At 34.7% G+C, this 25,395-nt stretch carries 34 protein-coding genes and 1 pseudogene; 30 read left to right on the top strand and 5 right to left on the bottom strand.

All coding sequences use genetic code 11. The features are described from left to right. The first annotated feature begins 53 nt into the window (after positions 1-53). Positions 54-269: a helix-turn-helix domain-containing protein gene (locus tag ACHUFA_RS04985; protein ID WP_027972793.1), complete on the top strand. Its 216-nt coding sequence runs from the start codon at positions 54-56 to the stop codon at positions 267-269. Then, positions 270-1,268 (top strand): DNA cytosine methyltransferase, encoded by a 999-nt coding sequence (locus tag ACHUFA_RS04980; protein ID WP_027972794.1) that lies wholly within the window; start codon positions 270-272, stop codon positions 1,266-1,268. It abuts the gene before it with no gap. 42 nt (positions 1,269-1,310) lie between these two features. On the opposite strand, the gene ACHUFA_RS04975 is transcribed toward ACHUFA_RS04980, so the two are convergent. Genes ACHUFA_RS04975 through ACHUFA_RS04955 form a run of 5 tightly spaced genes read right to left on the bottom strand, consistent with a single transcriptional unit; the run spans position 1,311 to position 5,342 of the window. After that, on the bottom strand, positions 1,311-2,138 hold the full coding sequence (locus ACHUFA_RS04975) for a hypothetical protein (RefSeq protein ID WP_027972795.1): 828 nt from the start codon (positions 2,136-2,138) through the stop codon (positions 1,311-1,313). 1 nt (position 2,139) lies between these two features. Continuing rightward, a complete protein-coding gene (locus ACHUFA_RS04970) occupies positions 2,140-2,352 on the bottom strand; it encodes a helix-turn-helix domain-containing protein (RefSeq protein ID WP_027972796.1) in 213 nt (70 codons plus the stop codon). Next, positions 2,342-4,003 carry a DUF2326 domain-containing protein gene (locus ACHUFA_RS04965; RefSeq protein ID WP_027972797.1) on the bottom strand — a complete coding sequence of 554 codons (1,662 nt, stop codon included), beginning with the start codon at positions 4,001-4,003 and terminating at the stop codon, positions 2,342-2,344. Before ACHUFA_RS04965 ends, ACHUFA_RS04970 begins: the two co-directional genes overlap by 11 nt. Further along, positions 3,994-4,218: an ABC-three component system middle component 7 gene (locus ACHUFA_RS04960; RefSeq protein WP_027972798.1), complete on the bottom strand. Its 225-nt coding sequence runs from the start codon at positions 4,216-4,218 to the stop codon at positions 3,994-3,996. The genes ACHUFA_RS04965 and ACHUFA_RS04960 overlap by 10 nt, the downstream gene beginning before the upstream one ends. Further along, the gene (locus ACHUFA_RS04955; protein WP_027972799.1) at positions 4,218-5,342 is read right to left on the bottom strand and encodes an ABC-three component system protein; all 1,125 of its coding nucleotides are present in this window, start codon (positions 5,340-5,342) and stop codon (positions 4,218-4,220) included. Before ACHUFA_RS04955 ends, ACHUFA_RS04960 begins: the two co-directional genes overlap by 1 nt. Positions 5,343-5,776: 434 nt before the next feature. Here ACHUFA_RS04955 and ACHUFA_RS04950 point away from each other — a divergent pair, with 434 nt between their 5' ends. The 28 genes and pseudogenes from ACHUFA_RS04950 to ACHUFA_RS04815 all read left to right on the top strand — a co-directional run bounded on the left by ACHUFA_RS04950 (position 5,777) and on the right by ACHUFA_RS04815 (position 25,368). Next, the gene (locus ACHUFA_RS04950) at positions 5,777-6,397 is read left to right on the top strand and encodes a hypothetical protein (RefSeq protein WP_027972800.1); all 621 of its coding nucleotides are present in this window, start codon (positions 5,777-5,779) and stop codon (positions 6,395-6,397) included. Between the two features lie 12 nt (positions 6,398-6,409). Further along, positions 6,410-7,201 (top strand): phage antirepressor, encoded by a 792-nt coding sequence (locus ACHUFA_RS04945; protein ID WP_124748776.1) that lies wholly within the window; start codon positions 6,410-6,412, stop codon positions 7,199-7,201. After that, the gene (locus ACHUFA_RS04940; RefSeq protein WP_027972802.1) at positions 7,194-7,571 is read left to right on the top strand and encodes a DUF7768 domain-containing protein; all 378 of its coding nucleotides are present in this window, start codon (positions 7,194-7,196) and stop codon (positions 7,569-7,571) included. Before ACHUFA_RS04945 ends, ACHUFA_RS04940 begins: the two co-directional genes overlap by 8 nt. Beyond that, entirely contained in the window at positions 7,562-9,808 is a 2,247-nt protein-coding gene (locus ACHUFA_RS04935; protein WP_394405079.1) for a phage/plasmid primase, P4 family, read from the top strand. The genes ACHUFA_RS04940 and ACHUFA_RS04935 overlap by 10 nt, the downstream gene beginning before the upstream one ends. A gap of 206 nt (positions 9,809-10,014) precedes the next feature. Continuing rightward, positions 10,015-10,293 carry a VRR-NUC domain-containing protein gene (locus ACHUFA_RS04930; protein WP_027972804.1) on the top strand — a complete coding sequence of 93 codons (279 nt, stop codon included), beginning with the start codon at positions 10,015-10,017 and terminating at the stop codon, positions 10,291-10,293. A 31-nt stretch (positions 10,294-10,324) separates the two neighbouring features. Then, positions 10,325-11,675 (top strand): annotated as a pseudogene (locus ACHUFA_RS04925) (SNF2-related protein). A 43-nt stretch (positions 11,676-11,718) separates the two neighbouring features. Continuing rightward, a complete protein-coding gene (locus ACHUFA_RS04920) occupies positions 11,719-12,129 on the top strand; it encodes a hypothetical protein (protein WP_124748775.1) in 411 nt (136 codons plus the stop codon). Positions 12,130-12,260: 131 nt separating this feature from the next. Continuing rightward, positions 12,261-12,623 carry an HNH endonuclease gene (locus ACHUFA_RS04915; protein WP_027972806.1) on the top strand — a complete coding sequence of 121 codons (363 nt, stop codon included), beginning with the start codon at positions 12,261-12,263 and terminating at the stop codon, positions 12,621-12,623. Positions 12,624-12,741: 118 nt separating this feature from the next. Further along, complete coding sequence (locus tag ACHUFA_RS04910; protein ID WP_394405078.1) at positions 12,742-13,320, top strand: P27 family phage terminase small subunit; 579 nt, start codon at positions 12,742-12,744, stop codon at positions 13,318-13,320. 2 nt (positions 13,321-13,322) lie between these two features. Next, entirely contained in the window at positions 13,323-14,105 is a 783-nt protein-coding gene (locus ACHUFA_RS04905) for an S-adenosylmethionine synthetase N-terminal domain-containing protein (protein ID WP_394405077.1), read from the top strand. Positions 14,106-14,114: 9 nt separating this feature from the next. Beyond that, positions 14,115-15,356: a site-specific DNA-methyltransferase gene (locus ACHUFA_RS04900; protein WP_394405076.1), complete on the top strand. Its 1,242-nt coding sequence runs from the start codon at positions 14,115-14,117 to the stop codon at positions 15,354-15,356. Further along, complete coding sequence (locus ACHUFA_RS04895) at positions 15,349-16,791, top strand: DNA cytosine methyltransferase (RefSeq protein WP_394405075.1); 1,443 nt, start codon at positions 15,349-15,351, stop codon at positions 16,789-16,791. The genes ACHUFA_RS04900 and ACHUFA_RS04895 overlap by 8 nt, the downstream gene beginning before the upstream one ends. Before the next feature lie 88 nt (positions 16,792-16,879). Beyond that, entirely contained in the window at positions 16,880-17,071 is a 192-nt protein-coding gene (locus ACHUFA_RS04890) for a DUF6900 domain-containing protein (RefSeq protein WP_394405074.1), read from the top strand. Continuing rightward, positions 17,052-17,273, top strand: a complete 222-nt coding sequence (locus ACHUFA_RS04885; RefSeq protein WP_428848824.1) for a DUF4314 domain-containing protein — start codon at positions 17,052-17,054, stop codon at positions 17,271-17,273. Before ACHUFA_RS04890 ends, ACHUFA_RS04885 begins: the two co-directional genes overlap by 20 nt. Before the next feature lie 81 nt (positions 17,274-17,354). Then, a complete protein-coding gene (locus tag ACHUFA_RS04880) occupies positions 17,355-17,600 on the top strand; it encodes a hypothetical protein (protein ID WP_332060122.1) in 246 nt (81 codons plus the stop codon). Continuing rightward, positions 17,601-17,795: a hypothetical protein gene (locus ACHUFA_RS04875; protein ID WP_394405073.1), complete on the top strand. Its 195-nt coding sequence runs from the start codon at positions 17,601-17,603 to the stop codon at positions 17,793-17,795. A gap of 87 nt (positions 17,796-17,882) precedes the next feature. Then, positions 17,883-19,472, top strand: a complete 1,590-nt coding sequence (locus tag ACHUFA_RS04870) for a terminase large subunit (protein WP_394405072.1) — start codon at positions 17,883-17,885, stop codon at positions 19,470-19,472. A gap of 141 nt (positions 19,473-19,613) precedes the next feature. After that, on the top strand, positions 19,614-19,769 hold the full coding sequence (locus tag ACHUFA_RS04865) for a hypothetical protein (protein ID WP_394405071.1): 156 nt from the start codon (positions 19,614-19,616) through the stop codon (positions 19,767-19,769). A gap of 63 nt (positions 19,770-19,832) precedes the next feature. Further along, entirely contained in the window at positions 19,833-21,089 is a 1,257-nt protein-coding gene (locus ACHUFA_RS04860) for a phage portal protein (RefSeq protein WP_394405070.1), read from the top strand. Further along, on the top strand, positions 21,055-21,762 hold the full coding sequence (locus ACHUFA_RS04855) for a head maturation protease, ClpP-related (RefSeq protein WP_428848823.1): 708 nt from the start codon (positions 21,055-21,057) through the stop codon (positions 21,760-21,762). Before ACHUFA_RS04860 ends, ACHUFA_RS04855 begins: the two co-directional genes overlap by 35 nt. A 5-nt stretch (positions 21,763-21,767) precedes the next feature. Next, positions 21,768-22,931 (top strand): phage major capsid protein, encoded by a 1,164-nt coding sequence (locus ACHUFA_RS04850; protein WP_394405068.1) that lies wholly within the window; start codon positions 21,768-21,770, stop codon positions 22,929-22,931. 14 nt (positions 22,932-22,945) lie between these two features. Then, complete coding sequence (locus tag ACHUFA_RS04845; protein ID WP_394405067.1) at positions 22,946-23,221, top strand: head-tail connector protein; 276 nt, start codon at positions 22,946-22,948, stop codon at positions 23,219-23,221. Continuing rightward, the gene (locus ACHUFA_RS04840; RefSeq protein WP_394405066.1) at positions 23,221-23,553 is read left to right on the top strand and encodes a phage head closure protein; all 333 of its coding nucleotides are present in this window, start codon (positions 23,221-23,223) and stop codon (positions 23,551-23,553) included. Before ACHUFA_RS04845 ends, ACHUFA_RS04840 begins: the two co-directional genes overlap by 1 nt. Next, the gene (locus tag ACHUFA_RS04835) at positions 23,550-23,927 is read left to right on the top strand and encodes an HK97 gp10 family phage protein (RefSeq protein ID WP_394405065.1); all 378 of its coding nucleotides are present in this window, start codon (positions 23,550-23,552) and stop codon (positions 23,925-23,927) included. The genes ACHUFA_RS04840 and ACHUFA_RS04835 overlap by 4 nt, the downstream gene beginning before the upstream one ends. Beyond that, positions 23,920-24,270, top strand: a complete 351-nt coding sequence (locus ACHUFA_RS04830) for a hypothetical protein (RefSeq protein WP_394405064.1) — start codon at positions 23,920-23,922, stop codon at positions 24,268-24,270. The genes ACHUFA_RS04835 and ACHUFA_RS04830 overlap by 8 nt, the downstream gene beginning before the upstream one ends. Further along, a complete protein-coding gene (locus ACHUFA_RS04825; RefSeq protein ID WP_394405063.1) occupies positions 24,243-24,842 on the top strand; it encodes a major tail protein in 600 nt (199 codons plus the stop codon). Before ACHUFA_RS04830 ends, ACHUFA_RS04825 begins: the two co-directional genes overlap by 28 nt. Continuing rightward, positions 24,842-25,207 carry a hypothetical protein gene (locus tag ACHUFA_RS04820; protein WP_394405062.1) on the top strand — a complete coding sequence of 122 codons (366 nt, stop codon included), beginning with the start codon at positions 24,842-24,844 and terminating at the stop codon, positions 25,205-25,207. Before ACHUFA_RS04825 ends, ACHUFA_RS04820 begins: the two co-directional genes overlap by 1 nt. After that, positions 25,204-25,368 carry a hypothetical protein gene (locus ACHUFA_RS04815; RefSeq protein ID WP_185690661.1) on the top strand — a complete coding sequence of 55 codons (165 nt, stop codon included), beginning with the start codon at positions 25,204-25,206 and terminating at the stop codon, positions 25,366-25,368. Before ACHUFA_RS04820 ends, ACHUFA_RS04815 begins: the two co-directional genes overlap by 4 nt. The last annotated feature ends 27 nt before the right edge of the window (positions 25,369-25,395 follow it).

Genomic DNA, 25,395 nt, shown 5'->3' with positions numbered 1-25,395 from the left:
CTTTATAAAACGCTATATTTATGCTATACTAACTATATAAGCAGGTGGAATACATGGATATAGGGAAAAAAATAAAACAAATAAGAAAGTCGATGTTTTTAACACAAGAAGAGTTCGCTGAAAAATTGAATGTTTCATTTTGCACTGTAAATAGATGGGAAAATAATAAAGCAATTCCAAATTTAAATGCGCTAAAAAAGATAAAACATTTTTGCGAAGAAAACGAAATTGAATTCAAAATTTCTATGAAAGATCTGGAGGTACTGTAAATGCAAGTATTGAGCTTATTTAGCGGATGTGGTGGATTAGATTTGGGATTTGAAAGAGCTGGATTTAAAATTCCAGTTGCTAATGAGTATGATAAAACAATTTGGGAAACCTTTAAACTGAATCATCCGAATACCAAATTAATAGAAGGCGATATTAGAAACCTATCAAAGAAAGATATTGCAGAGCATTTCAAAGGAAATATCGATGGAATTATTGGTGGACCTCCTTGTCAATCTTGGTCCGAAGCAGGATCTCTAAAGGGAATAGATGACGATAGAGGAAAGTTATTTTTTGATTATATTCGTTTATTAAAAGAGATTAAACCTAAATTTTTTCTAGCGGAAAATGTGAGTGGTATGTTAGCGAATAGACATTCAGAGGCAGTTAAGAATATCTTAGAAATGTTTGAGGAAGCTGGTTATATTACTACAATGACCCTCGTTAATGCCAAAGACTACGGAGTTGCACAAGATAGAAAGAGAGTCTTTTATATAGGATTTAGAAGTGATTTAGAAGTCAATTTTGAATTTCCTAAGGGATCAACTTCTGATGATAGTAAAAAGATTACATTAAAAGACGTTATCTGGGACTTGCAAGAAACTGCTGTACCTGCGAGTGAAAAAAATAAAAGTAATCCAGAAGCAATAAACAATAATGAATATTTCATTGGATCATTTTCAACAATTTTCATGAGTAGAAATAGAGTTCGTTCGTGGGATGAACAAGGGTATACTGTACAGGCGTCAGGGAGACAGTGTCAACTTCATCCTCAGGCTCCAAAGATGATAAAGTTTGAAAAAAATGATTGTAGATTTGTAGAAGGAAAAGAGCATCTCTATAGGAGATTAACAGTAAGAGAGGTAGCTAGAGTTCAAGGATTTCCTGATGATTTTAAGTTTATCTATGATAGTGTAGATACTGGATATAAAATGATTGGTAATGCAGTACCTGTGAACTTAGCATATGAAATAGCATTAGCAATTAAATCAGTACTTTAAAAATAAAAACCAGCAAATACTATAGTTGCTGGTTTTTGCTTTTTATAATTTTCTTGGGACAATAATGTTGTATTGATCTTCTAAGGTATCGAGTATATGATTATGGTTAAGTCTAGTGGGTTCTACGGTAACAAATTCACCTAGAGCAAAAAGTTCCCTAGGATTTTCAATTACTGTTGGTTGCTCTAAAGACTCATATGGTTGAAACTTTGTATAAACATTTTTTCCGCGGTTAGTGCCTTCTGTCATTGGATTTATAGGTCTATATGCAACTTTGAATGACTCTGTAGCTTCAATAACTGTTTCAACAGTTATTTCTTCTAAATTATTAATAAGATTTAAAATACTATTAGGCACAGTGTTATCTATTATCATACAATTTGCAACATGCTCTCCTTTACCAAACCCTCTTGCAACGGTTAGGATATCCTTAGCAGTAAAGATATCGGTAAAATCCTGTGCGGTATTTCCAGTTCTTCTTCCAAAGCAAATACTTACACCAACGTAAGGGGCAATAGCAGTTTCTGCCCATTGATTTGCCCATTTAGTAGCTTCTAAAGTCATTCTTTCAAAAGCTTCTGTACCAAATTCTTCTAGAAATCTAACGTGACCATACCAATTTCCGAAATAGTCTGCATTAGTCAACTTTGCAGATATTTTTATTGGTTCTCCTTTAGACAATTCAATAATTACGTCTGTTTTATTACTTCTATTTACACTACCGATTCCCCTACATGAGATTATTTCAGAGGAGGGAACAATCCCTTCTTTAATCATCCATTCAGGTAAATCATTTGGTAAACTTTCACCTATATGATTATTAACCATTTCCACTAAATCATTTTCAAATTTATCAGATTTTTTTGACATGTTAATCCCCCTTAACAGTTTCCATAATATCTTCAATACCGCAGTCTAAAACACTACAAATCTTCAACAGCACATCTGTTGTGACATTTTCACCTTTTCCTAATTTAGCAAGAGAGGAAGAACTGATACCAGATTCTTCTCTCAATTTAGTTTTAGACCAACCTATATCAATGAGTCGTTTCCATAATTTGTTGTAGCTTATTTTAAGATTCATTTTCATTCGCTCCCTTACTCCAAGAAATACCGAATAATTCATTACCATTATCTGATAGTCGTAATACAGTATTATCTTTTAATACTTTTTCAGTTTCTGATCCATAAGATGCGGTCTTATCAATTGCAATAAATACTTGTTTACCAAGTTTAGCTGTTTGTGTGTATAGTTTTACTAGTCCAGCTATTGCTTGATCACTTATATTTTTAAATAACAATGAGTCATGCGCTAACATTGGTAAATTTGTTAAGTATAGTATTGCTAAATCAAGCACAAGTACACCCTTAAATTTTGTACCAGTTCCATCGTCATCTGGTGTATGGAACGAATAGCTGTTGTATGCTTTTAATGTAATTTGAGGTGACTTACGAACATCAGGGTAGAGTACATCATTGAATTCACGCATTTTAGCGTTTATTATACTTTGAAGTTCTACCAATATTTCTTCAATACTACGCTTCAAGTCTTTGTCAGCATCCAGTTTGATTTTATTTAATTTGTTTTCATCAAGATAGGCTTTGTTTTGTTCTTTCAAGGCATTAATAGTAGATGTTAATTCTGTGTATTTATCTAAGAAATCAGCTGATAAATGTGTCGAAGCTCCAATTTCACTAAGTTGTATATTTGTGTTCTGTAAGACATCTTCAATTTGTTTCAACTCGTGTGTAAGCTGTTCTTTTTCATTACTGAATTCTGAGTCCAAAATTTTTGCTAACTTTTTATGGTACTTCTCAATCTCGAAAATTTTTTTAACTTCTACACTAGGGAAAAATTCCTGTAAGGAAGAAACATCGGCTTCAGTAGGGTAGAGACCATACTCTAAACTAATATCAAGTAACTTTAATCTTCGTTGTTTGTCTAGCATGAGTTTTTCAAGTTCTAACTTTTGATTTTTTAACTTAATCTTTTGCTTACTGTTTTCTAAATCTTGAGAATTTATTCTTAGATTTTCTTCATCCTCTTGTAATTGTGATAGCTGATATTCAAGCTCTTTTATTCTTGCTGCGTTTAATTCAAATTGTTTTTGACCACCAATTAGATTTGATATGAAGTTATATTTTCTAGCTTCTTTAAATGCCTTTAATTTGTTTTTGCTTTCTGTTAATTTTTCGCGATAGATTTCAATATCGTCATAATAATCAAAAAGTTGAATTAGTGTTGTCAGAGCCCCCTCTGATGATTGACTGCTATAAACCTTTAATGGATAGTCTAGATCTTGATTGGATTTACCAGCAATTCTAAAAAATCCACTAACCCCAAGTCTAAAAGATAAACCTTTATTGTTTAAATCGTATTTATCTTTTAAAAAATCCATATAATCGTCTTTGGTATGTGTTTTATCAATGACATCGTATCCATTTTTGTATTCAATAATTTTTTCTGAGTTTTCCGTATCTCTTGAAAAATAGTAAGTTTTATCGAATTTAAAAGAAAAGTAAATGGGATGATCCCCGACCTTTTTGACAGCAACAGATTTCAAATAACTAGTGCCACCAAAAATGAAATCAATCGCTAGCAAAGTAGAGGACTTTCCAATTGAGTTATCGGCATTATCCATTCCCATTACGACATTAAGTCCTAAATGGAATTTAATAGGTTCTCTAATTTCACCTTCTTTTTTAAAGGCAGGAGACCACATTTCTATAAGCATATTTTTACCTCCCCTGAATCAGACATCTCGATTGCATTTAGAGCATATAAACAATCCATTATAGATAAAAAGTCTGTTGGCTCTTTCAGGTATTTAGAAATTGCTCTAAATAACGTCACTACATGGTTGTTTCCATTTTTTATTTCCTCTAGTACCAATGGAAGGTAAAACAATGTGCTGTTTTTATAAGAGTATAGTTTATTTGGTAATTGCATTACTCTAACACCTCACATTTCTGAATAAAGAAAGAAACAATCATTTGGCAAAAGTATATGTCCTGCAATGTTGCATGATGTATTTTCTCAGAGATAGTATTGAAAATTTCAAGACTATCTTTATTTGATTTTTTGAGTTTTTTGTACATACTCCTCATTTGATTTTGAATTTCAATATAATCAATTTTTCCTCGCTTATCTAAACTAACGAGAATTTTATCAAGTGTCACATAGTTATCAATTACTTGATTTTTCACAGTGTTATATAAAGTTCTATTTTGGTCAATCGCTATCTTATCGGTTAATTCTTTAGGATCAAACGAAATGTCGTAGTCGTCGTATTTTAATTTATTCATCCGGATTAGAACTTCTGTTATTCCTTCATCGAGTTGTATTGCGGATAGTGTTTGTTGAGAAATGTTATTAGATGCCAGAATTCTTTTTATATTAGCCAATTGTTTGGTGATACTTTTTCTTTTATCTGATTGATAAGTCAAAAAACAATCGGGACATAAAGTAATTAAATTGGATACATCTGTACCTTTAGATTTATCAATCATTGAAATTTCATAATTCGCATAATCTAATCCATTATTTGTTTTTATTAAAAGGGAATCACAAGATGGGAATGCACACCTATTGTTTGATTCAACTAGTAAAAATCTCCCATGTTTCTTTTTAAGAGCTGATGACTGTGAACGAAGATTATTCTTCTGAATCGCATCTGCTGGAGATACTCCTGCTCTTTGTCTAATAATATCGGCGAAAATTTGAGGGACTCTAGTTGCGACATTATCAGTGTCAATATCAGGAAAATATCCTGACATTTCATCAGCCAATGATTCAATACAGTCAAATCCTCTAGACTCAATAGATAGTTCCATATTTTCAGTATTTAAGTTGTATAGAAGTTGCGTTGCCATTTTTTTACTGAAACTTCTATTTGGCTTTGTATAACTAATTAGAGTTGAATCGGCTTTATCACTCGCAATTCCAATTCGAGATAAAAAAGAATCACAATCTTCTTCAGTAATCATTTCAATGAGCTCTCTAAAAAATATTGGAACAGTAGCTCCATTTGATAAATGTCTTTTTAAGATTTTGAACAATGTAGGAAAATCCAAATATATGCCTCCTTTCAAATTTTGTACCAACTTGTACCATCATGTACAAAAGTGTCCCTATTTGAAAAGAGGCCTTTATTATAATGATGACAGATCCAATTGATAAATATTTCGTAAATTAATTATATCACGAGCAGTTATCTTGGGTCAAAAAAGATATTTGCGAATCTATATATGATATTCGCAAAAACAAATACAAAATCTCATAAAAAGTTCAAGTAGGCCTACAAGAACGGACGAGATGCAAAAGTGAATTTAGAAATTACCAACTATATAGATGAAGTAAGTAGTAGTCTAGGTAATTTTGAAATTTCAATGCACCGACCGTATTTTGTTGCGCCTATTTGATGCCAACTTCTAAAACTGTGGTGTGTTGAAATACCACAGTTCTTTTTGTTTCTCGTCCTTTGAGTAGGAAGGTTGAAACAGAAATTATGAAGATTAAATGGCAAGACAACAACAAAAAAGTAGAACTAGACGTGGAATTAGATGAATTAAAAGGGTGGCTAAAGATTGATGTGATTGAAGATGAATCAGAAGAAGAACTGCAAGAACGAATTCAAGAAGCAATTAACGAAAAATACAATAAACCAGATTACAACAACTGGCACAGACACAATCGTCATGTAGGTTATTCCAAAAAAGTATCTGAAGATGGAGACGATTATTTTGGTCACTTCAAAGAACCGTTAATAACTGAAGTTGAAGATAGCACTATCTTTTATAAAGACGAGATTGAGAGAAGTCATCAAGAAGAATTGGAAAATTGCTATAGGTTTCTAACTAAGCACATTAATAAACAAGAGCTTGTTGATTTGTTTACTAAGGTTGTTTTTGAAGGATACACGCTTAGAGAAATTGCGATACTTCAAAATCCAAGACCAGAAGGGATGAGCGAGAAAGAATACAAGAAGCTAATCGCAAAAGTAGAAAACAATCTCTCTCATAAATTAGTAAGGGTTCGAAAAAAATTAGAAAAAATAATTTTAGAAACGTCCGATTTTGATGTCTCTCGTGGCTACCTAGTAGAGGATAACTCCTCTAGAAATTTATAGGAGGTCATTAGGATGACGAAAATTCAAATTTTTTCAAACGATGAGTTTGGCAAGGTAAGGACCATTATGGTTAAAGGAAATCCAATGTTTATTGGAAAAGATGTAGCAGAGATTCTAGGATACTCGAATACTAGAAAAGCCTTATTAGACCATGTTGATGAAGAGGACAAGGGGGTAACGAAATGTGACACCCTTGGCGGAGTACAAGAATTAACAGTTATCAACGAATCAGGACTGTACAGTTTAATTCTTTCTAGCCACATGCCAAAAGCTAAAGCATTTAAAAGGTGGGTTACAACAGAAGTATTACCTTCTATTCGTAAAACAGGTATGTATGCGACTGATTATCTACTCGATAATCCAGACATTGCCATTGCAGCATTTACGGCATTAAAAGAAGAAAGGGAAAGAAACAAGACTCTGACTAAGACTATTGCCATTCAAAATCAACAGATTGTTGAGATGAAACCAAAGGCTTCATATTATGATGTCATTTTAAGTAGTAATAATGCGATTCCCATGCGTACCCTTGCCAAAGATTATGGCAAATCAGCACAGTGGATGAATGCCAAACTGCATGATCTAGGTGTTCAGTTCAAGCAAGGTGATACGTGGCTACTTTATCAAAAATATGCAGCACTTGGTTATACCAACACAAAAACACATTCATTTACTCATCATGATGGCAGTCAAGGTGCAAAGGTTCATACCTATTGGACACAAAAAGGACGATTGTTTATTTATCAGTTACTAAAGTCAAATAATATCTTACCGCTTATGGAACAGGAGGCTTTCGATGAGTAAATCCATTAAAAAAATCATTAGTGAAAAACAACATCAGTTCAAACCGATAGTTTATATCTGTGCTCCATTTAGTGGTGATACGACCTTTAATACCAAACAAGCAGTTAAGTATGCGAAGTTTGCTTATGAGAATGGTGCAATACCACTTACACCACATCTACTATTTCCATTTTTAGATGACGGAAGTTTAGCAGACAGGCAGTCTGCATTATCTATGGATAAGATTTTTCTAGGGAAATGTCAAGAAGTCTGGGTGTTTGGAGATACGATAACAGATGGGATGCACCAAGAATTAGAAATATCTAAAAGAAGACGTCAACCGATTAGATACTTTACAACAGAGTGTAAGGAGGAAACAACGTGCAGCTAACAATGTATAACTCAAACAGTAAGGGCAATGCTAAAAATTGTATCTATCCGAATAAACACACTATCACAAACGAAAAAGAGCTCATGGACGTGGTCAGTTTTGACCATGTCTGTGCGAGCTTTAAAAATAATTATCGAAACAAAGATAACTTTTTAGAGTGCAACTGTGATGTGTTTGATTGTGATAATGACCATAGTGATGATCCCTCAGACTGGATCTATCCTGAAGATTATGAGTTCTTATTAGAAGGGGCAAGTTTTGCAGTAGTGCCTAGTCGTAATGATGGCAAAGTAAAAAACGGTAAATCTGCCAGACCAAGACATCATTTATATCTTCCTCATCGCATTTTTCACTCTGCTAATGAGTGTGAGGCTTTCAAGCAAAAAGTCTATGAGCGATTTCCTTTTTTAGATGGCAATGCACTGGATGCTGCAAGGTTTATCTTTGGTCATGCTGTTAGTGAGATGATGTGGTTTGAAGGTAGTGTAGATATTGAAGATGTTATCAGCTCAGATGAGCCTGATCTGTTTGCGCAATTAGATGAAGAATCGGCTACTATACAATCTGGTTCAAGAAATGCAACGATGAGCCATATTGCTGGGAAACTTATAAAGCGATATGGCAATACCGATGAATGTTTTGAACTATTTATGAAAGAGTCAGAAAAGTGCAGTCCGCCGCTTAGTGATAGTGAACTTAAAACAATATGGCTTAGTGCGTGTAAGTTTGGAAGTAAAGTATCAAAGCAAGCTGGATATATTGACCCTGAATTATACAATCAAGAATTAAAGCTAATGCCTAATGATTTTTCTGATGTGGGGCAAGCGTATGTACTTTCTAAAGAATATGCTGACAGAATAAAATACTCTCCAGCAACAGAATATTTAGTTTATAACGGCAGTTTTTGGGAGGAGTCTTTACCTAATGCACAAGCCTTATCTCAAGAGTTAACAGAAAAACAACTAGAAGAAGCTGAAGTTGAAATTCAAAAATGCATGAAAGAATTAAATAGTTTAGGTGCGATGACACTTATCTTATCACTTGGTGAGAAAAAAGCTGTGGACCAATTTAATGATAAGCAAAAAAGAGTGTTCGAAAAGTATAAGAACGCACTGACTTATCAAAAGTATGCGATTAAAAGAAGAGATAGTAAGTATATTTGGTCTACGCTTAAAGAAGTACGACCACTTGTTCAAATTGAACCTGTCATGCTAGACAGAAATGAGTTTTTGCTTAATACTCCAACTGGAACGATAAATTTAACAAATGGAGATTTACAGGATCATAACTATCTAGATTTTATTACAAAACAAACAAGTGTAGCACCAAGCAATAAAGGGATGGATATTTGGAAGGACGCGCTAAATACATTTTTTAGGAATAACCAAGAGCTAATAGATTATGTTAAACAGATTGTCGGACTAGCTAGTGTAGGTAAAGTTTATGTTGAAGCACTCATTATTGCTTATGGAGAAGGCAGGAACGGGAAGTCTACCTTTTGGAACGTGATTGCTAGAGTGCTTGGAACGTATAGTGGCAATATCTCTGCTGATATGTTGACCGTTGGATGTAGACGAAATGTAAAACCAGAACTTGCAGAGGCGAAAGGGAAAAGACTACTCATTGCTGCAGAGCTTGAAGAAGGAATGCGCATGAACACATCTAATGTAAAACAGCTTTGTTCAACGGATGAGATTTTTGCGGAAAAGAAATTCAAATCGCCATTTAGTTATGTACCTACTCATACATTAGTTCTTTATACCAATCATCTACCGAGAGTTGGAGCACTAGATAAAGGAACTTGGAGAAGGTTAATCGTTATACCGTTTAATGCCAAGATTGAAGGGTCGAGCGGTATTAAAAATTATGCCGATTACTTATATGAAGAATGTGGTGGTGCGATTTTAAGTTGGATCATTGAAGGGGCGAAATCAGTCATCAAATCTAACTTTAAAATTCAAAAACCACAAGTGGTGGAAGATGCCATTAAAGTTTATAAGGAAAATAATGACTGGCTTAATCACTTCATTGAAGAGTGCTGTGAGGTGGATGTTTCAGCCACAGAAAAGAGTGGTGAGCTATATAGTGAGTACCGAGCATTTTGTTTACGAAATGGTGAGTTTACTCGTGGTACTGCAGACTTTTATTCTGCACTTGAAAATGCAGATTTTAAGCGTAAGAAGAATATGAAGGGTTCTTTTGTGTATGGACTTAAATTGAAATCGGAATTTGAATGATGGTGTATGACGCTCATTTCAGTAGGTTTTGAATGTTTGTATTTTAAGTTGGAATCAAAAAAAATACTATAATTGATTGTCATAAATAGAAATATGACGGTATATGATAGTCTATTACATAACCTTATATAGGAATAGAAAAAATAAAGTATATATATTATATAGGTAAATAGGTATCATAGCCTGTCATAGGTTAGGAGATTACTATGTTAGAAAAAGAAATTGAAAGACAGTTAGTCAAAAGCGTAAAAGCTAAAAATGGCTTATGTTTAAAGTTTAATTGTTTAAGCATGAATGGTGTTCCAGATAGAATCATTTTGATGCCATTCGGGAAGTTTTGCTTTGTAGAAGTTAAGGCTCCTGGTAAAAAGTTAAGACCGTTACAGATGAAACGTAAAAAGCAGTTTGAATCGCTAGGCTTTGATGTCTATGTTATTGATGACATCACACGCATTGATGAATTGGTAGAGAGGTTAACAGCATGACAAGAAAAATAAGGGAAGGAGGTGTCGCCGAATGAAGTTCAATCCACATAACTATCAAGCACATTCAATCAATCACATCGTAAAGAATGAAATGTCAGCATTATTTTTGGATATGGGCTTGGGCTGAGGGCAAAACAGTCATTACCTTATCAGCAATCAACGATTTAATGTTTGATTACTTTGATGTAAGTAAAGCACTAATCATTGGACCTCTTAGAGTAGCGTCTGAAACTTGGCCATCAGAAATTAAAAAATGGAGTCATCTCAAAGACTTAAAGTATTCTGTGGTAATTGGAACAGAGAAAGAAAGACTAACAGCATTAAAGATAAAAGCTGATATCTATATCATTAACCGAGAAAATGTTGACTGGCTAATTAATAAAAGTGGATGCCCATTTAATTTTGATATGGTTGTGATTGATGAGCTTAGTTCTTTTAAGTCTTATCAAAGTAAGAGGGTTAAAAGTTTACTTAAAGTCAGACCAAAGATAAAACGCATTGTTGGACTTACTGGAACACCAAGTAGTAATGGCTTAATGGATTTATGGGCTCAGTTTAGAATACTAGACTTTGGAGAAAGGCTTGGTCGATATATTAGTCATTACAGGAACACCTACTTTGTACCAGATAAGCGAAATGGAATGATCGTGTATTCCTATAAACCGCAAGCAAATGCTGAAGAGAGAATATATAAGAAAATTGAAGATATTACGATATCTATGAAAGCAAAAGACTACCTAAAGCTTCCTGAATGTATCATGAATGAAGTGGAAGTAAAACTTGATAAGAAAGAAAAGAAAGTCTACGACACATTAAAAGAAGAGATGATTGTATCCATCAAGGATACAGAAATTGATGCGATTAATGCAGCAAGTCTTTCAAATAAACTTCTTCAAATGGCAAATGGAACAGTCTATGATGAAAACAAAAACGCCCATACTATTCATGATAAGAAATTAGATGCACTTGAAGATTTAATTGAAGGTGCCAATGGTAAACCAGTCCTTGTAGCCTATTGGTTTCAAAGTGATAGAGATAGAATCATGAAAAGATTTAATGTTCGAGAAATCAAAACAAGTGAAGATATAGATCATTGGAATAAAGGAGATATACCCGTTGCACTCATTCATCCAGCAAGTGCAGGTCATGGACTGAATTTACAACAAGGTGGCTCGACACTGATTTGGTACTCGCTGACTTGGAGTTTAGAACTCTATCAACAAACCAATGCCAGACTTCATAGACAAGGACAAAAAGATACTGTGGTGATCCATCACATCTTAACCAAAGGAACGATTGACTTTGATGTGATGAAGGCACTAAAGAAAAAAGATAAAATACAATCGGCTTTAATGGAAGCAGTTAAAGCAAATCTTGAGTAGAGGTTCTAGAGAGAACTTACCTCAGAAATCTTGGAGGTAAGAGATGACATCAAAAGAATTTTTTAGATACTTAAAACAATTAGAAAACCAAATCGAATCAAAAAGCTATATGGCACAAACCTATAGAACACTTGCAGAAGGTTTAAGTTCACCCATATATTCTGATATGCCTAAAAAGGCAAGTAGAGAACTAGAACCCATGGCAAAAGCATTAACCAAAGCATTAGAAATTGAAGATGAGATAAAAGAACTAAAATTTGAACTTGCCAGTCAAAAAGCAAAAGGGATGGATGCAATATCAATGCTTGAGAAAGAGTATCAGATATTACTGATAAAAAGATACTTTGAAAAGAAGTCGTGGGGACAGATTGCAGCAAGTATGTATTATTCAGAACGATGGATATATAAGCTACATGGACTAGCACTAAAAGATTTGGATCAATTGTTCAGTTGAGTTCAGTTAAGTGCAGTCGAGTTCACTAGTATTCAGTAAGGACGCTATGATAGACTATAATTGTGAAAAAGTATAATTAAAACAATGCTCTGGTGGAGAAATCCGTCAGGGCTTTTTTATTGGAGGAAGTTATGCCAACTAAACCTAAACGAGCATGTTCCTATCCCATGTGTCCAAAATTAACCGATGGACGATTTTGTGAGGAACATCAAAAAAGAGAAAACAAACGATACGAACAGTATGATAGAAACCCAATCGTGAGAAAAAGATATGGAAGTGAGTGGCGTAAAGTCCGTGCAAAGTATGTAAGAACTCATCCTTATTGCGAACTGTGTTTTAAGGAAGGTAGGATGAAACTCGTTGAAGAAGTGCATCATAAAGTTCCTTTATCAGAAGGTGGCACACATGATGAAGATAATCTCATTTCTCTTTGTCAAAGCTGTCATGCAAGAATTCACGCCAAAGATGGTAGTCGTTGGAACAAAAAGAAATAGGGGTAGGGGGATAACAATCTCTAAACTAGATCCCAAAGGATAACGGGCGCCTCCCGACACGCGCAAAAACTCCTATTCAAAGGGGGATATAAAAAATAAATCAGAAAGGAAGGTAAGCATGGCAAAAGATGGAACAAATCGTGGTGGCAGACGTAGGAACACAGGGCCAAAACCACAGGCAGTTAATGAAAAAATACAACAAGGAAAATCTGTCAAGATTATGAACAATGACATACCTGATTTAGATATATCTGAATTAGAAGCAGTCGATCTACCAGAAGGTGTTGTTCTCGAAGGAAGTGTCATACCAAAGCCGAGTGATTACCTATCTACCAAACAAAAAAACGGAATGCCTCTAGGTGCAGATGCCATATATAAAGAGATTTGGTTGTGGTTAAAAGAGAGACATTGCGAAAAGTTGGTCAACAAAAGACTCATTGAATCTTATGCACAGGCTTTTGCTAGATACATTCAATGTGAAGAAGCCATTAGTACCTATGGATTACTTGGCAAACATCCAACAACTGGCGGAGTAGTTACCTCTCCGTTTGTTCAAATGTCAGTTCAATTTCAAAAACAAGCCAATCTATTGTGGTATGAGATTTACGACATTGTAAAACAAAACTGTACTGAAGTATTTGAAGATACAGGAAATGACATGATGGAACAATTACTTCGTTCTAGGAAAGGAATATAAATATGATTGAAAAAGTAAACCCGTCGCACCCTGATAAGATCGCAGATAGGATTGCAGGAGCGATTGTTGATTTAGCATACACAAAAGAAGAAAATCCAAAGATTGCTGTAGAAGTATTAATTGGACATGGTAAGTGTTATGTAGTGATTGAAACGACAGTGACACTTACGAAAAAAGAAATCACTAAAATTATCGAAAGAATCGCAGGAAAATTAAAATGCGAGATTACGCTTGAAAAACAAGATGTTCATCTATCTAATAATCAAAAAGGAAAAATTAGATGTGGAGATAATGGGATTTTTAAAGGGATGCCTATTACTGATGAACAAAAGAAACTATCTGATATTGCACGAAATATCTATCAAGAGTTTCCATTTGATGGCAAGTATATTTTAGATAATGACAAACTCATCATTTGTCAAAGCAATGCTTATACACAGTTTCTAAAAGTTAAGTATCCTAATGCCATTGTAAATCCACTAGGTGATTGGACAGGTGGACCAGATGTCGATACAGGTGCTACCAATAGAAAACTTGGAAGCGATATGGCAGATAGCGTAACAGGTGGTGGACTTCACGGTAAAGATTTATCTAAAGCCGATGTATCTGTAAATATCTATGCTTTTTTAAGAGCACAAAGATTAAATGAGCCAGTAACATTCTCATGTGCGATTGGTGATGATACCATTGACGGCATTCCTTATGAAGATATCGTAAATATCGCAAAAGAATATATAGACTCCATTGGTGGTTTTGAAAAACTAGCCGAGTGGGGTCTTTTTTAGAGGTGATTTATGTCAAAAGAAGCACAGTATTATTTAGCAAACATCAATGAACTAATTCCTTATGTTAATAATGCAAGAACACATTCAGACACACAAATTGCACAGATTGCTTCAAGTATAAAAGAGTTTGGTTTTCTAAATCCTGTGATTGTTAGTGAAGATAATACCATCCTTGCAGGACATGGACGTTTTTATGCAGCACAGAAGTTAGGTCTTGAAAAAATACCTTGTATTAAAGAAAGCCACTTATCTGATGGTCAGAAGAAAGCCTATATCATTGCTGATAACAAACTAGCATTAAACGCTGGCTGGGATAACGAACTGTTAAGTATTGAATTATCGGAACTACAAGGACTTGAATTTGATATGGATTTACTTGGATTTGATGATAAAGAACTCTCAAAGCTATTTGATGATGAAAAAGAGATTCAAGAAGATGACTTTGATGTTGAAGAAGAGCTAAAGAAAAAAGCAATCACAAAATTTGGAGATAAGTGGCATTTAGGAAAACACACTTTAGTTTGCGGCGATTCAACAAAAGAAGAGACCTACAAAAAGCTTCTTGGAGATACTAAGGTTAATCTTGTGGTGACAGATCCACCATACAACGTAAACTACGAAGGCAGTGCAGGGAAAATTAAAAATGATGATATGGAAGATAGTGCATTTTATCAGTTCTTACTTTTAGCATTTACTCAAGCTGAAAAAGTCATGGCAAGTGATTCTAGTATTTATGTCTTTCATGCAGATACAGAAGGCTATAACTTTAGAAAAGCTTTTAGAGATGCAAACTTTTATTTATCCGGTACTTGTATTTGGAAGAAACAATCCTTGGTGTTAGGTAGAAGTCCATATCAATGGCAACATGAGCCGATTTTATTTGGTTGGAAGAAAAAAGGAAAACACCAATGGTATACAGGAAGAAAAGAGTCTACGATATGGGAATTTGATAAACCAAAGAAAAATAAAGACCACCCTACCATGAAACCAATTGAGCTTATTGCTTATCCGATTAAAAACTCAAGTATGACAAACAGTATCGTGTTAGATATGTTTGGAGGTAGTGGATCTACACTTCTTGCAAGTGATCAGTTAGATAGAGTTTGTTATACGATTGAACTTGATGAGAAGTATTGCGATGTTATCGTAAAAAGATACATTGAACAAGTTGGAAGTTCTGATGATGTGTATGTTCTAAGAGATGGAAATAAAATTCCATATAAAGAACTTGTAGGTGATACCAATGACTAATCTAACGATGGGTAGTTTATTTTCAGGTTCTGGAGGATTTGAACTTGCATCACAGATGGTAGGCATTACTCCTATTTGGAATAGTGAAGTAGAGCCATTTCCTATTTTAGTAACTAGAAAAAACCTACCAAGTGTTAAACATTTAGGAAATATAGAAAAGATTGATGGAAGTAAAATAGATCCTGTTGATATCATTACATTTGGTAGTCCTTGCCAAGATTTATCTATCGCAGGAAAGCGTGAAGGGTTAGACGGAAGTAAGTCTAACCTTTTTTATGAGGCAATACGAATTGTAAAAGAAATGAGGGATAAGACCAATGGAGAAAAACCAAGATATATCATTTGGGAAAATGTGCCAGGAGCCTTTTCAAGTAACAAGGGAGAAGACTTTAGATGTGTCCTTGAAGAAATCTGTAAAATCAAAGAAGATAAAACATCTATCCCTAGAGCTACAAAGTGGACTAACAGCGGAGGTATTGTGGCAGGAACTTTCTCTATCTCATGGCGAGTGCTTGATGCGAGGTATTTTGGAGTTCCCCAAAGACGTAGAAGAATCTTTCTTGTCGCAGATTTTAATGGACAGCGTGCCAGAGAAATATTATTTGACCAAGAAAGCCTGTCAGGGGATATTAAACAGAGCGAAACTTCGAGGAAAGAAACTACCAGAAGTTTTAGAAAGGGCACTACAATCTGCTTAAATGATCATGGCGGCGAGCGAATGGATGTAACGAACGATTACACACCAACTCTTAGGGCAAAAGGAAATAGAGCACCATGTGTTTTTGAAAATCATGGACAAGACTCACGCTTTAACGGTCCTCTTGAAATAAGCCCTACAATTGGCGCAAATCTTGGTTTAGGTGGGAACAATCAGCCACTGGTAGTAAATGCCAAGACTTATGATATTCGCCTTACAAGCGAAAACACGAAAAACGTAAGGGCAAATATTTATGAAACAGATACTTCAAGAACCATTGATACTGGGGGAAACAATCCAGATAGAAATCAAGGTGGGCTTGCAGTAGTCTATTCAACAAGTAAGAATTCTCACCATACTATCGCAAATACCAATGAAGTGGGAACTCTAGTTGCAACTGATTATAAAGACCCACCAATTGTAAATGAGAGAAACTTTAAGGTAAGACGATTAACACCAACTGAGTGTGGAAGGCTACAAGGCTTTCCAGATAATTGGTGTGAAGATTTATCTATTTTAAATCCTACGACTGAAGAACTTAATTTTTGGAAAGATGTGTTTGAAGAGTATCGAATCATTAATGGTAAAACAAAATCAAAATCTGAAAAGCAAATTCGTAAATGGCTTTTAAATCCATATTCAGACTCGGCTCAGTATAAGATGTGGGGTAATGGAATAGCCCTTCCTTGTGTCGTTTACATTATGAAAAAACTTGTTACGATAAGTTCTAAAAGTTAAAAATGTTAGATGAAATATGCAGAAATAACTTGATAAATAAGTCCTTTAGAGTGATATATAGTGTAACGAAAAACACAGGAGAAAAACCATGAACAAAAAACTAGAAAAGAAATTATACGACATTGCAGCAAAACATAGTTACGCAGTTGAACACCGAGGAGATTTGAAAAGTCGACACAACGATGGTGATGATTATTTAGACATGTCAGTGTGGGGGATTGAAAAAATGCTAAAAGAAGCATACGAATTAGGTAAATCAGATGGAAAAAATGAAAAGTAGAATTGAAAGTTTGAGGCTTGAGTACCGAAAAGGTACTCGAGTAAAACTCATTGAAATGAATGATACATGGGCACTACCTGTTGGAACACTTGGAACAGTAAAAGGTGTTGATGATTTAGGATCACTGCTTGTTTCTTGGGATAATGGCAGTTCTCTTAGTGTAATTTATGGTGTGGATAAAGTTGAAAAAATAGTAGAATAATGCCGATATTTCTTTAAAAACAACTTGCTATTATTTTGATTATACGGGAATATACACATAACAAAAGCAAGGAGAACAACGATGAACAAACAAGAAGTATTCAAAGAAGCAACAAGAAAATTACAAGAAAAGCAACAAGCACTTTACGAAAGAGAGCCAGAAAGAAAACTTTATGATGAAGGAAAAATCGGCTGGAATGAATATGTAAAGCTTTCAATTAAAAGAGAAGAAGAATTAAGACTAGCCTACCAAGGAAATGAAAACTACGAACTTTATGATGCAGGACTTATTTCCTACGATGAGTTCTTAGCCTTGGAGGGAAAATAAATGACACGTTTTGAAATAGACTACCTTGATGCAAAAGAAGGAAATGGCATAGAAGTGCTAAAGAGAAGAAAACAAGAACTCAAGGATCTAAAGCAAAAATTAAGTGTGTGTAAGAATGGATTTAGAGCACAGTGCTTAATGCAAGAAATCGAAATAAAAGAAAAAGAATATCAGAAAATAGATGACTTATTTTAATAAAAGGAAATTAGGCGAAGGCTCTTTTTCTCGTTAGTTGGACCATTAAGGTCTTTTTTTATTACCTAAAATTTGGGAGGGATAACTGTGAAATATAAACCAAGTCCGTTTAAGCAAAAAACATCTAAATACAACAAAGACTTAGCTGATTATGCGGTAAATTTCATTGAATGTTTATCCCATACGAAAGGAACGTGGGCAGGTAAACCATTCAAACTACTACCTTGGCAAGAACAGATAATTCGTGATTTATTTGGTATTGTAAAAAAAGATGGGTATCGTCAATTTAATACAGCGTACATAGAAATCCCAAAGAAAATGGGTAAGAGTGAACTTGCAGCAGCTGTTGCACTCCTTCTTTGTTGTGGGGATTTTGAAGAACGCGCTGAAGTGTATGGGTGTGCTGCAGATAGGCAACAAGCGAGTATTGTTTTTGAAGTGGCAGCTGATATGGTAAGGATGTGTCCAGCGTTAAATAAAAGAGTGAAGATCCTAGCTTCTCAAAAAAGAATCGTCTATCTACCGACCAATAGTTTTTATCAAGTGTTATCAGCAGAAGCCTATTCAAAACACGGTTTTAATATTCATGGTGTTGTCTTTGATGAACTTCATACTCAGCCCAATCGTAAACTATTTGATGTTATGACAAAAGGATCAGGAGATGCTAGAACACAGCCGTTATATTTTTTAATTACAACAGCTGGAACAGATACAAATTCCATATGTTATGAAACTCATCAAAAAGCAAAGGATATTTTAGAAGGTAGGAAAGTTGATCCAACCTTTTATCCTGTGATTTACGGGGCAGATGAGAATGATGATTGGACTGATCCATTAACTTGGAAAAAAGCCAACCCATCACTTGGTGTAACTGTGCCGATTGAAAAGGTAAAGATGGCTTGTGAGTCTGCTAAACAAAACCCAGGAGAAGAAAATGCCTTCAGACAGCTAAGACTTAATCAATGGGTAAAACAAGCTGTCCGTTGGATGCCGATGGAAAAATGGGATGCCTGTTCCTTTGTTGTTAATGAAGAAGAATTAGAAGGTAGGGTGTGTTATGGAGGATTAGACCTTTCATCAACAACAGACCTTACAGCTTTTGTATTAGTCTTTCCACCAGTTGATGAAGATGATAAGTATGTGATACTGCCATACTTTTGGTTACCAGAAGATACCATTTCTTTTCGTGTAAGACGAGACCATGTTCCTTACGATATTTGGGAAAGGCAAGAAAAAATAGGCACCACTGAAGGGAATGTCGTTCACTATGCACACATTGAAAAGTTCATTGAACGTCTAGGTGAAAAATTTAATATTAAAGAGATTGCCTTTGATAGATGGGGTGCTGTCCAAATGGTTCAAAACCTAGAAGCGATGGGATTTACTGTTGTACCCTTTGGACAAGGGTTTAAGGATATGAGTCCACCAACAAAAGAATTAATGAAACTAACCTTAGAGCAAAAAATAGCACATGGTGGACATCCTGTTTTAAGATGGAATATGGATAATATTTTTATTCGAACAGATCCTGCAGGAAATATTAAAGCAGATAAAGAAAAATCAACAGAAAAAATTGACGGTGCGATTGCAACCATAATGGCATTAGATAGAGCAATTCGTTGTGGGAATGTGAACATTGAGAGTGTTTATGATAATAGAGGATTGCTTTTTCTTTAGGTTAAAATCTATTAAATAATCGTAACAATAATGATAGTTTTATTTTTTGAAATTGTAGTAAGATTTTTATAGGAGGTTGATATGTTCCTATATAAAATTAAAGAATTTCTACGAAACCATAATGATATAAACTCTTATGTTATGATTCAACAAATCATGCATCCTTTATTAAAGCTAACGACAAACATGGAAGATGATGAAAGCGAGGAGTTTTTAGAATTATACGACCATGTTATTGAAAAGATTGCATGGGATAATATTTCTAATATATTAGGCAAACATAAGAGTGAAAACTAAATAAACTAAAAGCATCTGTCATTTGATAGGTGCTTTTTTGATGAGAAAAAGGAGATTGAAACGATGGGAATATTAAGTGGCTTATTTAAATCTAGAGATAAACCAGAAAATAAACTAAGTCATAATAGCTACACATTTTTTACTGGACATTCATCTAGTGGAAAACGAGTCAACGAAAGAACAGCAATGCAAATGACTGCAGTCTATTCATGTGTTCGTATTTTATCGGAAACATTAGCGAGTTTACCACTTCATGTCTATGAAACAACGGATGTAGGTAGTAAAAAAGCAACAAGTCATAGCTTATATCATCTACTACATGATGAACCCAATCCTGAAATGACAAGTTTTATATTTAGAGAAACTCTTATGACACATTTATTACTTTGGGGAAATGCCTATGCTCAAATTATTAGAAATGGTAAAGGTGATGTGATAGGACTTTATCCACTCATGCCAGATAAGATGAAAGTCGATAGGGATGAGCACAACACCATTTTTTATGAATATCAATCAGGTGATGGTAAGAAAGTTTTACTAACCACTCAAGATGTCCTTCATATTCCAGGACTTGGATTTGATGGGTTGATGGGTTACTCTCCTATTGCGATGGCAAAAAATGCGATTGGTATGTCTATTGCAGCAGAGGAGTATGGGGCAAAGTTTTTCTCAAACGGTGCAACACCAAGTGGTATTTTAGAACATCCAGGTACAGTTAAAAATGCTGAAAGTTTAAGAGAAAGTTGGATGCGTGGTTTTTCAGGGAGTAATTCTCATAAAGTAGCCATCCTTGAAGAAGGAATGAAGTACACACCGATTTCTATTAGTCCAAATGAAGCACAATTTTTAGAAACACGTAAATTTCAAATTAACGAGATAGCTAGAATTTTCAGAGTTCCACCTCATATGGTGGGAGACCTTGAGAAGTCTAGCTTTTCTAATATTGAACAACAGTCACTAGAATTTGTTAAGTATACCCTAGATCCATGGGTTATTCGATTTGAACAAGCCATCAACAGACGATTGTTAAAGGAAAATGAAAAATCAACATACTACGTGAAGTTTAATGTAGATGGTTTACTTCGTGGTGACTACCAATCAAGAATGAATGGCTATGCAGTCGGTAGACAAAATGGCTGGATGAGTGCCAATGATATCAGGGCACTTGAAAACTTGGATAAAATTCCCAAAGAAGAAGGTGGCGATTTATATCTCATTAACGGGAACATGCTCCCACTAAAAAATGCAGGAGCATTTGCAAATATAAATAAGGAGGACAATGCGAGTGAAGAAATTTTGGAACTGGAAGACCAAAAATGATAGTGAACATATTTTATTTTTAAATGGCACGATTGCTGAAGAGTCTTGGTTTGATGATGATATCACACCAAGGCTTTTTAAATCTGAGTTAGAAAATCACAAAGGAGATATTACTGTTTGGATTAACTCTCCAGGTGGAGATTGCATTGCAGCAGCACAAATTTACAACATGTTAATCGACCATAAAGGAGAAGTCGTTATTAAGGTTGATGGCATTGCTGCAAGTGCAGCATCGGTTATTGCAATGGCAGGAACAAAGGTATTGATGAGCCCTGTATCTATGATGATGATTCATAATCCAATGACGGTTGCTTTTGGAGATAAAGAGCAGATGAAACAAGCGATGTCGATGTTAGATCAAGTCAAAGAGTCCATCATGAATGCTTATGAAATTAAGACAGGACTTCCTAGACAAAAATTATCCAACATGATGGATAGCGAAACATGGATGAATGTGCATAAAGCGATTGAACTTGGTTTTTGTGATGGTCTACTTGAAAGAGAAGAATCAGATATAGAAATACCAAATGTATCTAGTCAATATTCAAAGGTAGTTGTCGAAAACTCACTAAGAAAGAAGATAGCAGAAAAATGCCAAATCAATACAAAACAAGAAACTGTTAAGTCAAAGGACTTAATTGAAAGACTCAACTTAATGAAAAATTGGAGGTAAATAGTATGAGTAAAATTTTAGAAATGATTGAAAAAAGAAATAAAGCATGGGAAGGTGCGAAGGCTTTTGTTGAAGCAAACAAAGACAAAGATGGACTGCTTTCAAAAGAACACATGGAGCAGTACCAACAAATGGAAGATAAGATTAAAAACTTTAGTCAAGAAATTGATCGTATGCAAAGGGAGGCACAAATGGAGAAAGAATTATCAAAACCAATAAATAAACCCATTACTGAAAAACCGCACCAGGACAAACAAGAAAAGACAGGTCGTGCAAGTAAAGAATATAAAGATGGCATGTTAAAAGCACTTAGAACAAACTTTAAGCAAGTATCTAACGTGCTGCAAGAAGGTGTGGATGCCGATGGTGGTTATTTAGTTCCAGAAGAATATGATGAGCGTTTAATTACTGTTCTTGAAGAAGAAAATATTATCCGAAGCCTAGCAACGATTATTCAAACATCAGGAAATCATAAAATTAATATCGCAGGTACCTCTCCAGCAGCAGCTTGGATTGACGAGGGAGAGGAATTAAAATTCTCTGATGCGACATTCAAGCAGATGTTACTTGATGCGCATAAACTTCATGTAGCAATTAAAGTCACAGAAGAATTACTCTATGATAGTGCTTTTGATTTAGAAGAGTATATCACAGAACAATTCGGTAAAGCCTTAGCCAATGCTGAAGAAGATGCCTTCTTAAATGGTGATGGTAACAATAAACCAACCGGTATCTTTAATGAGACAAGTGGTGGTACGTTCTTAGATAAGGTATCTGCAATTAAAGCAGATGATGTGATTAACTTAGTCCATGCCTTAAAACGTCCATATCGTAAAAATGCAGTCTTTATCACAAACGATAAGACAATCGCGCAAATTCGTAAATTCAAAGATAGTAACGGTGCTTATATTTGGCAACCAAGCTATCAACAAGGTGAGCCAGATAGACTATTAGGTTATCCAGTTTATACATCAGCATTTGCACCAGAAAATGCGATTGCTTTTGGGGATATTAGTTATTACAACATTGGAGATCGTGGTTCACGTTCATTTAAAGCATTAACTGAGTTATTTGCAGGAAACGGCATGATTGGTTATGTGGCAAAAGAAAGAGTTGATGCGAAACTTATTGTAAAAGAAGCAGTTCAAATTTTAAGTGTTCAAGGCTAGAAAGGAGATAAGCAGTGAGTCCAACACTCGAAGAAGTAAAACGATATGTCAGAGTAGATTCAAGTGATGATGACTTACTGCTTGAATCTCTTTTGGCAACATCAAAACAATTATGTATGCATATTTTAAGAGTAGATGAAACGTCTACTCTTTTATTATGCGAAGAAGTTAAGACTGCTATTTTGTACAGTGTCGCTTATCTATATGAACATAGAGAAGAAGCAAACCACAAGGAGCTAAATTTGACACTAAGAAGTCTGCTTTTTGGAATTAGAAAGGCGGAATTCTAATGAAAGTGAGCTTATTAAATACTCGAATTATCATTCAAGAATCTACCATGACAACGGATGAAATTGGCAATCAACTAGAAGCGTGGACGGATATATATTCTTGTTTTGCAACGGTTAGTAAGGAAAGTCCACTTGAACAAACATCAGTGGGTGCAATATGGGATAGGTCTAAAATAGATTTTACGATTCGCTACTCATCTGAAGTGAGTCATCTTGATAGTACAAAACATAGAGTATTATTTAATGACAAAATTTATAACATCAAAGGCATTGACCATATGAACTTTAGAAAGAAAAGCTTAAAGCTACATTGTCAGTTGGTGGAAAGATGAAAGTTAAAGTAGATGATATGGCAAATGCCATTCAAAAAGAATTAGAGAAATATCAAAAAGTCACAACTGAACAACTAAAAAAAGTCGTCAAGGAAGTTGGAAAAGAAACCAAAGAAATGATCCAATCTAGCGCACCAAAGAAAAGTGGCAAGTATGCGAAAAGTTGGGCAGTTAAAAGGGATAAAGAAACAAGTGGCTCATTGAGTGTAGTGGTTCACTCTAGAAATAAGTATCAGCTTACGCATTTACTTGAATTTGGACATGCCAAAAGAGGTGGTGGGCGAACAAGAGCAATGCCCCATATAGCAAATGCTGAGAAACAAGCAGTCAGTTCATTTGAACAAAAAGTAAAGGAGATATTAGAAAATGACTAGTTTAATAAACATGATTAAAGAAATGAATCTCCCTTATGCTTATCATCACTTTGCAGAAAGTAATGCGGTAAGTCCACCTTTTTTAATTTATCTGTTACCAAGTACCAATCACTTCAAAGCAGATGGGAAAATCCATCATAAAATATCAGTGGTTCATCTAGAACTTTATACAGATAAAAAAGACATCACTTTAGAAAGCAAGATAGAAAGTATTTTAGAAAAGTATGAGATTGTCTATGACAAACATGAAACTTGGATAGAGAGCGAAACGCTCTACGAAGTTTTATATACATTTGAAATGGAGGAGCAAAAATTATGGCAAACAAAGTCAAATATAATTTAAAAAATGTACACGCTGCAAAACTAACAAAATCGCAAGAAGGTACATTTACTTACGAAACACCTAAGCCAATACCAGGTGCGGTCAGTATTAGTTTAGAGGCTGAAGGAGAATCAAGTCCATTTTATGCCGATGGGATCGTCTATTTTAGGTCGACATCTAATAATGGATACAGTGGGGATTTAGAGATTGCACTTATCCCTGAATGGTTTAGAACTGATATCTTAAAAGAAGAATTAGACAAAAATGGAGTGCTTGTGGAGAAGGCATCCATTAAGGAAACAGAAAAATTTGCATTACTCTTTGAATTTGATGGCGATGAAAAAGCGATTCGTCATGTTCTATATAACTGTTCAACTTCTAGACCATCAATTGAATCGGAAACGAAGGAAGAGTCTATTTCCCCAGGTACAGAAAAATTAACATTAACCGCTGATCCTAGAGAAGATGGCTTAGTGAAATCAAGAACAGGAGATGCTACTCAGGATACAAGTTATCAAAATTGGTATAAGAGTGTGTATTTACCTACACCAAAAACAGAAACAGCATCACCTACAGGAAGGGCAGGTAGCTAATGTTAGAAAAGAAAATAATGATTAATAACCAAGAGGTAGTATTCAAATCGTCAGCCACCATTCCAAGGCTATATCGTTTGAAATTTAAGCGTGACATTTTTAAAGATTTATCGAAACTAGAAAAATCCTATAAAGGAGATAATAGTCATTTTGAGATTGAAGATTTAGAGATTTTTGAAAATGTCGCCTATATTATGGCATTTCATGGGGACAACACAATCCCACCAACTATTGAAGAATGGTTAGATCAATTTGAGATGTTTTCAATCTATGAAGTCTTACCCGAAATTCTAGAATTATGGGGTAGTAATCTTAGGGTCGAAGTTGAGAGTAAAAAAAAGTTCAATCAAGTAGTAGGGAAATGACAACAGCATTATTCCTACTTCGATGTGTCGAGATAGGTATTTCTATCAGTGAACTTGATTTATTATCTATCGGGATGGTTTTAGATATTTGGACTGAAAAAGGAAACGATAGTGTTAAATATCAAAAAGTAGCAGGACAAAGTGAGTTTGATAGGTTTTAAAGAATAAGTGGCCTTAAAGAAGGTCTT

It is taken from the genome of Streptococcus hepaticus, from assembly GCF_043656315.1.
Classification (GTDB): Bacteria; Bacillota; Bacilli; order Lactobacillales; family Streptococcaceae; genus Streptococcus; species Streptococcus hepaticus.
Note: the sequence above shows the minus strand (reverse complement) of the source record. Positions and strands in the feature narration are given on the sequence as shown.

Excerpts from the sequence above, each read along its gene's own strand:
- ACHUFA_RS04880 (WP_332060122.1), top strand. The coding sequence starts at position 17,355 with ATGAACAAACAAGAAGTATTCAAAGAAGCAACAAGAAAATTACAAGAA.
- ACHUFA_RS04970 (WP_027972796.1), bottom strand. The coding sequence starts at position 2,352 with ATGAATCTTAAAATAAGCTACAACAAATTATGGAAACGACTCATTGAT.
- ACHUFA_RS04860 (WP_394405070.1), top strand. The coding sequence starts at position 19,833 with ATGGGAATATTAAGTGGCTTATTTAAATCTAGAGATAAACCAGAAAAT.
- ACHUFA_RS04885 (WP_428848824.1), top strand. The coding sequence starts at position 17,052 with ATGGAAAAAATGAAAAGTAGAATTGAAAGTTTGAGGCTTGAGTACCGA.
- ACHUFA_RS04835 (WP_394405065.1), top strand. The coding sequence starts at position 23,550 with ATGAAAGTTAAAGTAGATGATATGGCAAATGCCATTCAAAAAGAATTA.
- ACHUFA_RS04930 (WP_027972804.1), top strand. The coding sequence starts at position 10,015 with ATGTTAGAAAAAGAAATTGAAAGACAGTTAGTCAAAAGCGTAAAAGCT.
- ACHUFA_RS04965 (WP_027972797.1), bottom strand. The coding sequence starts at position 4,003 with ATGCTTATAGAAATGTGGTCTCCTGCCTTTAAAAAAGAAGGTGAAATT.
- ACHUFA_RS04945 (WP_124748776.1), top strand. The coding sequence starts at position 6,410 with ATGACGAAAATTCAAATTTTTTCAAACGATGAGTTTGGCAAGGTAAGG.
- ACHUFA_RS04890 (WP_394405074.1), top strand. The coding sequence starts at position 16,880 with ATGAACAAAAAACTAGAAAAGAAATTATACGACATTGCAGCAAAACAT.
- ACHUFA_RS04940 (WP_027972802.1), top strand. The coding sequence starts at position 7,194 with ATGAGTAAATCCATTAAAAAAATCATTAGTGAAAAACAACATCAGTTC.
- ACHUFA_RS04815 (WP_185690661.1), top strand. The coding sequence starts at position 25,204 with ATGACAACAGCATTATTCCTACTTCGATGTGTCGAGATAGGTATTTCT.
- ACHUFA_RS04850 (WP_394405068.1), top strand. The coding sequence starts at position 21,768 with ATGAGTAAAATTTTAGAAATGATTGAAAAAAGAAATAAAGCATGGGAA.
- ACHUFA_RS04985 (WP_027972793.1), top strand. The coding sequence starts at position 54 with ATGGATATAGGGAAAAAAATAAAACAAATAAGAAAGTCGATGTTTTTA.
- ACHUFA_RS04820 (WP_394405062.1), top strand. The coding sequence starts at position 24,842 with ATGTTAGAAAAGAAAATAATGATTAATAACCAAGAGGTAGTATTCAAA.
- ACHUFA_RS04920 (WP_124748775.1), top strand. The coding sequence starts at position 11,719 with ATGACATCAAAAGAATTTTTTAGATACTTAAAACAATTAGAAAACCAA.
- ACHUFA_RS04905 (WP_394405077.1), top strand. The coding sequence starts at position 13,323 with ATGATTGAAAAAGTAAACCCGTCGCACCCTGATAAGATCGCAGATAGG.
- ACHUFA_RS04950 (WP_027972800.1), top strand. The coding sequence starts at position 5,777 with ATGAAGATTAAATGGCAAGACAACAACAAAAAAGTAGAACTAGACGTG.
- ACHUFA_RS04975 (WP_027972795.1), bottom strand. The coding sequence starts at position 2,138 with ATGTCAAAAAAATCTGATAAATTTGAAAATGATTTAGTGGAAATGGTT.
- ACHUFA_RS04910 (WP_394405078.1), top strand. The coding sequence starts at position 12,742 with ATGGCAAAAGATGGAACAAATCGTGGTGGCAGACGTAGGAACACAGGG.
- ACHUFA_RS04840 (WP_394405066.1), top strand. The coding sequence starts at position 23,221 with ATGAAAGTGAGCTTATTAAATACTCGAATTATCATTCAAGAATCTACC.
- ACHUFA_RS04825 (WP_394405063.1), top strand. The coding sequence starts at position 24,243 with ATGGCAAACAAAGTCAAATATAATTTAAAAAATGTACACGCTGCAAAA.
- ACHUFA_RS04865 (WP_394405071.1), top strand. The coding sequence starts at position 19,614 with ATGATTCAACAAATCATGCATCCTTTATTAAAGCTAACGACAAACATG.
- ACHUFA_RS04980 (WP_027972794.1), top strand. The coding sequence starts at position 270 with ATGCAAGTATTGAGCTTATTTAGCGGATGTGGTGGATTAGATTTGGGA.
- ACHUFA_RS04915 (WP_027972806.1), top strand. The coding sequence starts at position 12,261 with ATGCCAACTAAACCTAAACGAGCATGTTCCTATCCCATGTGTCCAAAA.
- ACHUFA_RS04960 (WP_027972798.1), bottom strand. The coding sequence starts at position 4,218 with ATGCAATTACCAAATAAACTATACTCTTATAAAAACAGCACATTGTTT.
- ACHUFA_RS04900 (WP_394405076.1), top strand. The coding sequence starts at position 14,115 with ATGTCAAAAGAAGCACAGTATTATTTAGCAAACATCAATGAACTAATT.
- ACHUFA_RS04875 (WP_394405073.1), top strand. The coding sequence starts at position 17,601 with ATGACACGTTTTGAAATAGACTACCTTGATGCAAAAGAAGGAAATGGC.
- ACHUFA_RS04830 (WP_394405064.1), top strand. The coding sequence starts at position 23,920 with ATGACTAGTTTAATAAACATGATTAAAGAAATGAATCTCCCTTATGCT.
- ACHUFA_RS04895 (WP_394405075.1), top strand. The coding sequence starts at position 15,349 with ATGACTAATCTAACGATGGGTAGTTTATTTTCAGGTTCTGGAGGATTT.